Source organism: Glutamicibacter sp. AOP12-B1-11 (assembly GCF_052379245.1).
GTDB lineage: Bacteria > Actinomycetota > Actinomycetes > Actinomycetales > Micrococcaceae > Glutamicibacter.
Genome location: NZ_JBQSYL010000019.1, coordinates 89,253 through 99,337 on the forward strand (window position 1 = coordinate 89,253; position 10,085 = coordinate 99,337).

Sequence of the window (10,085 nt, forward strand, 5' to 3'; positions counted from 1 at the left end):
AAATGTTGGAAACGCTTGCACTTGATGGAATTCGCTCAGTAGTGTGGGCTGAATCACTGGCGAGTCAGCTCTTATGGCTTGCCGCTCGCACCTTCGAACTCAATGGAGCATTTCGTGAACAGCAAAAGCGCTGCTTCCTCCGTGCGCAGTCAGCCTCTGCCACCATACCTTCATAAACGTAGTTGGCGTCGTTGGGTCACCGCCTTGGCCGCAACCCCGATGCTGGCGCTCGCACCCCTGGCTAGTATTCCCGCCGTGGCAGATGAAACTTCTGTGACTCTGGCCGGTTCTTTTCAGTCGTTGTTGGGATGTTCCGCTGACTGGATGGCTGACTGTGAAGCTACCAGCCTGCAATCCACGGACCAGGAAGGGCAATACAGCCTGGAAGTGGAAGTTCCGGCGGGGAACTATGAATACAAAGTAGCGTTGAACAAAAGCTTTGACACGTCTTATGGACTGGATGGGGGAGAAGAGAACATTCCCCTAGCCCTGAGTGCGGATAGTCGATTGCGCTTCACCTTTGATACGGCCACTGGGCTGACACAAGTTGTGCCACTGGACCTTCGCGGAGAATATTCAGATACTGATGCCGAATTGGTCGCTGCGCCGGTCAGGCAAGCCGGTTCTGGTGAGCAATTCTATTTCGTCTTGACAGACCGCTTTGCCAATGGCTCAACGGCTAACGACACCGGCGGTTTGGAAGGTGATCGACTAACCACCGGGTTTGATCCGACGGACAAAGGATTCTATGAAGGCGGTGATATCGCAGGCTTACACTCCAAGCTCGACTACATTCAGGGCCTTGGCACCAGCGCCATCTGGCTCACGCCCAGTTTTAAGAACATGCCGGTTCAGGGTAGTGGTGATGATGCCAGCGCCGGATATCACGGCTATTGGGTCACCGATTTCACTCAGATCGACCCACATCTAGGCACCAATGAAGAACTCTCCGAACTGATTGATGACGCCCACAAGCGTGGCATCAAGGTGTATTTCGACATCCTCGTGAACCATACCGCGGATCTCATCGACAATAAGGAAAAGAAGTATTCCTACGTTGAGCAGTCTTCCCTTCCCTATAAGGATGCTCAGGGTCAAGCCTTTGACCCGGCGGACTACGCAGGCAGTGATACCTTCCCAGAGCTAGACGCTTCCAGTTCCTTCCCTTATACCCCGGTTGTTTCTGACCAAGTCAAGAAGGTCCCCGACTGGCTCAATGATCCAACGCTCTATCACAACCGCGGGGACTCAACCTGGGAAGGTGAGTCGGTCACCTATGGCGATTTTCAGGGGCTTGATGACCTCATGACCGAAAATCCTAAGGTTGTCAACGGTTTCGCAGAGGTCTACAAGAACTGGGTGGACTTCGGAATTGATGGCTTCCGCATCGACACCGCAAAACATGTGAATTTTGAATTCTGGGAACAATGGACCAAACAAGTTCAGGACTATGCACGAGCCCAGGGTAAAGACGACTTCTTCATGTTTGGCGAAGTTTATGATGCCGATGCAAAGAAGCTTTCGCCCTACGTGCGTAAGACGGAAATGAATTCCGTCCTTGATTTCACGTTCCAATCTGCTGCTGCCGGTTTCGCGGGAGGAAATTCAGCCAAAACGCTAAGCACGCTGTTCTCGGCGGATGACTACTACACCACGGCAAACACCTCAGCTGATGCTCTACCAACTTTCCTTGGCAATCACGATATGGGGCGCATTGGGTACTTCCTGAACAACAGCAATCAGAAACTCAAACGTGATGAACTGGCCCATGAACTGATGTTCCTGACCCGTGGCCAGCCGGTGGTTTACTACGGTGACGAACAAGGATTTGCAGGCACCGGTGGAGACAAGGATTCTCGCCAATCACTGTTCGCTTCTCAAGTCTCGGAGTATCAGAACCAAGAATTGATTACCGGAGAAAAGCTCGGAACCCAAGATCGTTATGACAGTGATTCTCCGTTGTACCAGCACATCGCGGCCCTTTCTAAACTTCGCGAATCAAACAAAGCGCTGAAGGGCGGGGCACAAGTAGAGCTATACGCCCAAGATTCCAAGGGAGTCTATGCATTCTCGCGTGTGGACCGTGACGAGAAAACCGAATACCTGGTGGCCCTGAACAACTCGGAAGAATCCGCTGATGTTGAGTTGTCGACTCTGACCTCCGACGCAACCTACTCAGCGCTCTATGGCGCCGAAGACAAACTCAGCAGTGCTGCGGACGGGAAACTCAACGTGACGGTGCCAGCGCTATCTGCAGTGGTTTATAAAGCTGACAAGAACGTAGATAGTGCTGCCTTCACACCTGAGATTTCCGCTCCAAAATCTGGGGCCGGGCTCAGCGGCGTAACACCCGTATCCGTGGATTTAGGCGAACAGGCGTGGGCTGAAACAAGCATGTCGTGGCGTGAAGTGGGCACCGAGAAGTGGCACCTACTGGGCGTGGCAGAAGACCACACCCCACGAGTCTTCCACGACGTTTCATCGCTACCACAAGGCACCTTGGTGGAATATCGTGCCGTGAGTAACAATGCCGCAGGAGAACGCAGCGCCGCTTCCACCTATGCTTCCGTGGGCAACGACGTTTCCGGGTTTGCGAAGGAAAAACCGGCTGAATCGGATATCTCCATGGTCACCGTGCCGGGAAGCCATAACACCGAAATGGGTTGTGTCACCGACTGGGATCCGGCCTGCGAGGCAGCCAAACTCACTGAACAGCCTGGCGGGGTCTATTCTGGTGAATTCGATGTCCCAGCAGGGGACTATGAATACAAGGTAGCCATCAACGGATCATGGGATCTGAGCTACGGCGCTGGTGGTATTGCCGGTGGTGACAACCTTAAATATTCTCACGAAGGTGGGACCGTCAAGTTCTTCTTCGATCCCCGCAACAACATCGCACAAAGCGATCAACAGGGTCCGATGATCACCTTACCGGGAAGTTTTCAAGACGAATTGGGCTGTAAATCCGACTGGGATCCAACCTGTCTCGCTACTTTAATGGCGGACGCTGATGCTGACGGTACCTACGAATTCACTACGGAGAAGATCCCGGCTGGTACCTACGAATTTAAGGTGTCACACAACTTCGGGTGGGACGAAAATTATGGCGTTGACGGTGCCGCCGGAGGTGCTAACTACAGTCTTTCGGTAACCGAAGGAAAGCCAGTGAGCTTCAGCTACGACTCGAAGACTCACCTGTTGCAGTTTGGTTCTGACACCCAAACAGTCGCCGGCGTTGGTCAAATGAAAGCGCAGTGGATTTCCGCTGACACCCTAGCGATTCCTCGTGATCTAGGCACTGGTGAAAACTATGCCCTCTACGCTTCAAAGGACGCCAGCTTGAAATTGGAGGGAGAAGAGATCTCCGGTGCGAAGCCAATCGAGCTCAAAGAAATTATTGGTGGGTTGAGTGCCGAACAACGCAAGAAGTTCCCACACCTTGCCGACTACCGTGCCTTGCGTGTTGAGCTAGATCGCGAAGACGTAGCCTCTGCATTGCGTTCACAACTGGCATTGGCACGATTTGATGGCGAAGGGGATACCCAGAAACTCACCGCCTTCACCGGAGTTCAGAGTGCTGGTGTCATTGATGATCTCTATGCCAAGGCGCTTGACGATGTAGAACTCGGCGTGAGCTTCACCGGAAAACGCCCTACCTTTAGGCTCTGGGCACCCACGGCCCAAAAAACAACACTGCTGATTACTGACAAGAAGGAGAAGACTGCACGATACGCTGCTAGCTATTCGAAGGACAGCGGTGTGTGGACGGTAAAGGGTAAACCTCAGATGGCTGAGGCGAAGTACCGGTGGGAAGTTCAGGTCTTTGTCCCTGAAACGGGCAAGATCGAAACGAATATTGTTACCGATCCATATTCGGTTGCGTTGACCACTAATTCCACCCACTCGGTCGCGGTGAGCTTGGAAGACCCTCACCACCAGCCAAAACAGTGGCGTAAGGCCAAAGCCAAAAACGTCGAAAAGGACGTGGACCGCAGCATCTATGAACTGCAGATCCGTGACTTCTCGATTTCAGATGCTTCGGTGCCCGAGAATCAGCGGGGCCGCTACGGAGCGTTTGGAGCAAATGGGGCCGGGAGTAAACAGCTCAAACAGCTTTCCGAGGCTGGCCTGACTACCGTTCACCTGCTGCCAAGTTTTGATATCGCCACCATTGAGGAGGAACAGTCACAACGTGTTGAGACGGACTGTGATCTGAAGTCGCTGCCGGCAGCTTCCAGCAAACAACAAGAGTGCGTTACTGCCCACGGTGATGAAGACGGATTCAACTGGGGGTACGACCCCTTCCATTTCATGGCTCCGGAAGGTTCGTACGCCACGAACCCTGAAGGAGCGAACCGTGTCGAAGAATTCCGCTCGATGGTTGGATCCTTGCACAGCATGGGGCTAGAAGTAGTGCTTGATCAGGTGTTCAACCACACCGCAGCCTCGGGTCAAGCCGATCGCAGTGTGCTGGATAAGATCGTGCCTGGCTACTACCACCGACTTGATGCCACCGGGAAAGTGGAAACCTCGTCCTGCTGTCAGAACCTGGCCACGGAACACGCTGCGGCGCAGAAACTGATGGTTGATGCCCTGGTGGTGTGGGCCAAGGACTATAAGGTTGATGGATTCCGTTTTGACCTCATGGGCCACCACTCACGAGAAACCATGGAAGCCGTACGCAGTGCATTAGATGAACTGAAGCCGGGACGTGACGGAGTGGACGGCAAGTCCATTTACCTCTATGGCGAAGGATGGAACTTTGGTGAGGTGGCGGACAATGCTCGCTTCTATCAAGCGACTCAGGGGCAAATGAACGGTACCGGCATCGGGACCTTTAACGACCGACTGCGCGATGCCGTTCATGGTGGCAGTCCTGTTGATTCATCCTCAACATTCCGTCAGGGCTTTGGTACTGGCTTGGGAACGGATCCCAACGGTAATAAGGTCAATGGGAGCACCGAGGAAGCGTTGAAAGATCTCGGCCACGAAACCGACCTAGTGAAGCTCGGCTTGGCTGGCAATCTCGCAGACTTCGAATTCCTCGCTTCGGATGGCAGTGTGCACCGTGGTGATGAATTGGATTACCGCGGAGCGAAAGCAGGCTATGCTTCGCAGCCGGGAGAAGTGATCAACTATGTTGACGCGCACGATAATGAAACGCTCTACGACCTCACTGTGCTCAAGTTGCCACGAGATACTTCCATGGAGGATCGGGTGCGGATGAATACTCTCTCGCAAGCAACCGGGATGTATACACAAGCTGGTCCGTTCTGGCATGCCGGAACCGAGTTATTGCGTTCAAAGTCTTTGGACCGAAATTCCTATAACTCGGGGGACTGGTTCAACCGCATCGACTTCTCCGGAGTGGAAAATACTTTTGGCTCGGGTCTTCCGCCCGAGGCAGATAACGGGGAGAAGTGGGATCTGATGGCTCCACTATTAGAAGACCCTGCGCTCAAGCCGGATGCCAAGGCCATGGCTGATGCTGAAGGGGCAGCCTTGGACTTGCTGCAGACCCGCAAGGAAGTTGGACTCTTGCGATTGGGCTCAGCTGATCTCATTGGGCAAAAGGTGAGCTTCCCGCTGGGCGGGTCTGAGGCTGAACCGGGAATTATCGTGATGCGCATTGACGACACGGTGGGTAAGGATGTCGATCGCAAGCATGACGGTGCCTTAGTCCTCTTCAATGCCTCGCCGAAGGAGAGCACGCAAAAGCTTGAGGAGCTGGTAGGTCACGACTACTCGCTTGCCAAGTCTCTTGCGAAAGGCAGTGATGACCGGGTGAAGTCAACTTCGTTCGACAGTGCCACCGGTGAGCTGACTATTCCGGCGCGCACCGCGGCAGTCCTAGTGGAACCTCAGGGCTCGGCTAAGTAGTAGAACGGAGCATTCCTACTGGACCATCTGTAGGGATTATTCGCAGGACCATTGTTGGTAGATGAACTGATCTAGCCAGTGTGGCAATCGAGTTTTTCATTGCCAAAGCGTCCACGCTGACAGCGAACAACCCGCTCTCGTCATCACGAGAGCGGGTTGTTCCATTGTGTCTGTAAATCAGTTTTGAGGGTCTTTGCGACGCCCAAAAACAAAGTAGGAAATGCTTCCTAGTACGTTGAGGCAACTGACCACGGCCCACAGTGGTTTTGGCCCTCTCGCCAGCTGAACGGGGCGTCGACGAAGATCGCGCAAGGCTGCAAACATCAAAGTCAGCTCGATAATTCCAGCGAGGATGACAGCAACCTGGGTGCGGCGATCCAGCTCCCGGAAGGACCGTTTTTTCGGTAGGTTGAGGCGCCGGGAGGGCAGGGTGGATTGTCCTTGAATGCCTTGGGTGTCCTGTGTCTGAAAATTATTTTTCGGCATGGGAATCATTCTTGCCCTTTGTTCGTTGAAGAAGACAGAACGCAAAGTTGAGTGAGGTTGGCTCAAGTTAATTTGACAGTCGAAAGCGGCTGAGTAAACTTGAGTCCAGAACGCTCAATCAGGATAAAAATCCTCAGCGTTAGTACTTTCAACCAAGGCAAAGGAGAGCCATTATGTCGCGTGCCGTAGGTATCGACCTAGGAACCACCAACTCCGTAGTTTCCGTGCTCGAAGGTGGTGAGCCAACCGTTATCGCAAACGCGGAAGGCAACCGCACTACCCCGTCGATCGTTGCTTTCTCGAAGAGCGGCGAAGTTCTGGTCGGCGATATCGCCAAGCGCCAGGCAGTGAACAACATCGACCGCACCATCGCTTCGGTCAAGCGTCACATGGGTACCGACTGGTCCATCGACGTAGACGAGAAGAAGTACACCGCTCAGGAAATCTCCGCGCGCACCCTGATGAAGCTGAAGAACGACGCCGAGTCGTACTTGGGCGAAAAGGTCACCGACGCGGTCATCACGGTTCCTGCATACTTCAACGATGCCGAGCGCCAGTCCACCAAGGAAGCCGGCGAAATCGCGGGCATGAACGTGCTGCGCATCGTCAACGAGCCAACCGCCGCGGCGCTGGCCTACGGCCTGGAAAAGGGCAAAGAAGACGAACTCATCCTGGTCTTCGACCTCGGTGGCGGTACCTTCGACGTTTCCCTGCTCGAAGTTGGCAAGGACGAAGACGGCTTCTCCACCATCCAGGTCCGCTCCACCGCTGGCGATAACCGCCTCGGCGGCGACGACTGGGATCAGCGCATCGTTGACTGGCTGCTGGCTCAGGCCAAGCAGAAGGGCGCAGACCTGTCCAAGGACAAGATCGCGCTGCAGCGTCTGAAGGAAGCTGCCGAGCAGGCCAAGAAGGAACTCTCCTCGGCCACCAGCACCAACATCTCGTTGCAGTACCTCTCGGTCACCCCAGAGGGTCCGGTGCACCTGGACGAGCACCTTTCGCGTGCCAAGTTCCAGGACCTGACCAAGGATCTGCTCGATCGCACCAAGAAGCCATTCCACGACGTGATCGCCGAAGCCGGCGTGAAGGTTTCGGAGATCGCACACGTGATCCTCGTTGGCGGTTCGACCCGTATGCCAGCCGTTGCCGATCTGGTCAAGGACATGGCCGGCAAGGAAGCCAACAAGGGCGTCAACCCTGATGAGGTTGTCGCCGTGGGCGCAGCCTTGCAGGCAGGCGTGCTGAAGGGCGAGCGCAAGGACGTGCTGCTCATCGACGTCACCCCACTGTCCCTGGGTATTGAAACCAAGGGCGGCGTGATGACCAAGTTGATCGAGCGCAACACCGCGATCCCAACCAAGCGTTCGGAGACCTTCACCACCGCTGAGGACAACCAGCCTTCGGTGTCCATCCAGGTCTTCCAGGGCGAGCGCGAGTTCACCCGCGACAACAAGCCGCTGGGCACCTTCGAACTGACCGGCATCGCCCCGGCGCCGCGCGGCATCCCGCAGGTCGAGGTCACCTTCGACATCGACGCCAACGGCATCGTGCACGTCTCCGCCAAGGACAAGGGCACCGGCACCGAGCAGTCGATGACCATCACCGGCGGCTCCTCGCTGTCGAAGGAAGACATCGAGCGCATGGTGCAGGAAGCTGAAGCCCACGCCGAAGAGGACAAGGCCCGCCGCGAGGCAGCCGAGACCCGTAACGCCGCCGAACAGGCAGCCTACTCGGTTGACAAGCTCATCAAGGACAACGAGGACAAGCTTCCGGAAGAGGTCAAGACCGAGGTTCAGGCCGACGTCGACGCGCTGAAGGAAACCCTGGAGAAGCAGGACAACGACGACGAGGTCAAGGCCGCGTTTGAGAAGCTGCAGGCTTCGCAGACCAAGCTGGGCGAGGCAATCTACGCCAATGCCCCGACCGAAGGCGCCGAAGCTCCCGAGGGTGAGCAGGCTTCGAATGCTGATGAAGACATCGTCGACGCCGAGGTAATCGACGAAGACGACGAGAACGTCAAGAAGTAAGGGAGAGACGGGAATATGTCCGAGGCACAGGACCAGAACGCCAACTCCGGCCAGGAGCCGGAGAACGAGCAGGATGCCGCCAATGAGCAGCAGACTGCAGACGCTTTGGGTCAGGCCGAGGCGATCCTGAACGAGGCGGCCGCCGGCGTCGAAGAGGCGCAGGCTGAGGTCACCGAGAAGGAAAACGAGTTGCGCAACGACCTGCTCCGCCTGCAGGCCGAGTATGTCAACTACCGCAAGCGCGTCGAGCGCGACCGGGTGGCAGTGCGCGACAGCGCCGTCCAGTCGGTGCTCTCCACCTTGCTGCCGGTACTCGATGACATCGATGCCGCTCGTGCTCACGGCGACCTGGCCGATGGACCGTTTGCGGCCATCGCCAACAAGCTGGACACGGTTTTGGCATCGCACGGCCTGGAGCGAATCGACGAGGCTGGGGTCGAATTCGACCCTAACGTCCACGAAGCTTTGCTGCGCCAGCCGGTCCCCGAAATTCCGGCGGACCATGTGGGACAGGTATTGCGAGCCGGTTACCGCAAGGGCACCTACACTCTGCGCGCCGCGCAGGTGCTGGTCGCCACCGGCGAATAGCCGCACATCTAGATAGCGAAACTGCCCACTGCCGAGAATTCGTCAGTGGGCAGTTTCGAATCGCTAGTCGAAAGAAAGGGGGCCCTGATGGCAAGTCAGGACTGGATCGACAAAGACTTCTACGCCATTCTGGGCGTCTCCAAGGACGCCAACGAGGCGGACATCAAGAAGGCGTACCGCAAGCAAGCGCGTAAGTACCACCCGGATACCAACCAGGGCGATGCGGACGCCGAGCGGAAATTCAAGGACATCTCCGAGGCCAACTCGGTGCTTTCCGATAAGGAAGAGCGCGAACAATACGACGCCATCCGCGCCATGGGTGGAGGCGCCCGGTTCAGCGCCGGCGGAGCTGGCGGCGCCCCGGGCGGCCAGGCGGGATTCGACGACGTCTTCTCCAACCTCTTCGGCGGTGGGGGAGGCCCGCGCGGCCGCGGCGGACAGCCCGACTTCTCCGATCTCTTCGGCGGCGGGGCTGGATTCGGCGGCGGATTCGGCCAAAGCGCCCCGCCGCGCAAGGGAGCTGACCGGACGGCCAGCACCACCATCTCCTTCGCTGGTTCCATCAAGGGCACCACCATCGGATTGCGTGAGCAGAGCGGTGAAGTCATTGACGTGCGTGTTCCGGCAGGAATCAAGGATGGCCAGTCGGTGCGTGTGCGTGGACGAGGCCAACCTGGCGGAGCCGGCAACGGCGACCTGCTGGTCAAGGTCAAAGTCACCGAGCACCCGTTCTTCAAACGCGAAGAGAACAACATTCGTGTGCACCTGCCGGTTACCTTTGATGAGGCAGTCCTCGGAGCCAAGATCCACGTGCCGACTCTCGACGGGGAACAAGTAGCCGTGAAGGTGCCCGCCGGTTCGAACTCGGGTCGTACCTTGCGCCTGAAGGGGCGTGGGGTGAAGACCTCGAAGTCCACCGGTGACATGCTGATCGTCTTGGATGTGGTGATTCCACAGAACCTGAACGACAAGGCGAAGGCGGCCATCGAAGACTTCGCTGCCGCCACCGCGGGGGAAGATCCTCGCGTGGGACTTGAAGCCAAGGCCAGGCTCTAGGATTAATCCAGGAGCGATGTAGTGCAACGCGGCGGCGGGGCCCGC

5 protein-coding genes are annotated in these 10,085 nt (G+C 56.6%); 4 read left to right on the forward strand and 1 reads right to left on the reverse strand.

The annotated features are described in order from the left end of the window. Positions 1-219: 219 nt before the first annotated feature. On the forward strand, positions 220-5,880 hold the full coding sequence (pulA, locus tag ACT3UQ_RS12605; protein WP_444637216.1) for a pullulanase-type alpha-1,6-glucosidase: 5,661 nt from the start codon (positions 220-222) through the stop codon (positions 5,878-5,880). Between the two features lie 177 nt (positions 5,881-6,057). Here the strand turns inward: pulA and ACT3UQ_RS12610 are convergent, their stop codons facing one another. Continuing rightward, positions 6,058-6,366, reverse strand: coding sequence for a PLD nuclease N-terminal domain-containing protein (locus ACT3UQ_RS12610; RefSeq protein ID WP_105650079.1), 309 nt, complete (start codon positions 6,364-6,366; stop codon positions 6,058-6,060). A gap of 173 nt (positions 6,367-6,539) precedes the next feature. Between ACT3UQ_RS12610 and dnaK the strand changes: the two genes are divergently transcribed. The 3 genes from dnaK to ACT3UQ_RS12625 all read left to right on the forward strand — a co-directional run bounded on the left by dnaK (position 6,540) and on the right by ACT3UQ_RS12625 (position 10,040). Then, a complete protein-coding gene (gene dnaK / locus ACT3UQ_RS12615) occupies positions 6,540-8,396 on the forward strand; it encodes a molecular chaperone DnaK (protein ID WP_096283306.1) in 1,857 nt (618 codons plus the stop codon). Positions 8,397-8,411: 15 nt separating this feature from the next. Continuing rightward, entirely contained in the window at positions 8,412-8,984 is a 573-nt protein-coding gene (locus tag ACT3UQ_RS12620) for a nucleotide exchange factor GrpE (protein ID WP_096283307.1), read from the forward strand. Between the two features lie 87 nt (positions 8,985-9,071). After that, positions 9,072-10,040 carry a DnaJ C-terminal domain-containing protein gene (locus ACT3UQ_RS12625; RefSeq protein WP_105568695.1) on the forward strand — a complete coding sequence of 323 codons (969 nt, stop codon included), beginning with the start codon at positions 9,072-9,074 and terminating at the stop codon, positions 10,038-10,040. Positions 10,041-10,085: the final 45 nt, after the last annotated feature.

Bases quoted from the DNA above. Each gene is read 5' to 3' on its own strand.
- pulA (WP_444637216.1), top strand. From the start codon at position 220: ATGCTGGCGCTCGCACCCCTGGCTAGTATTCCCGCCGTGGCAGATGAA.
- ACT3UQ_RS12610 (WP_105650079.1), bottom strand. From the start codon at position 6,366: ATGCCGAAAAATAATTTTCAGACACAGGACACCCAAGGCATTCAAGGA.
- dnaK (WP_096283306.1), top strand. From the start codon at position 6,540: ATGTCGCGTGCCGTAGGTATCGACCTAGGAACCACCAACTCCGTAGTT.
- ACT3UQ_RS12620 (WP_096283307.1), top strand. From the start codon at position 8,412: ATGTCCGAGGCACAGGACCAGAACGCCAACTCCGGCCAGGAGCCGGAG.
- ACT3UQ_RS12625 (WP_105568695.1), top strand. From the start codon at position 9,072: ATGGCAAGTCAGGACTGGATCGACAAAGACTTCTACGCCATTCTGGGC.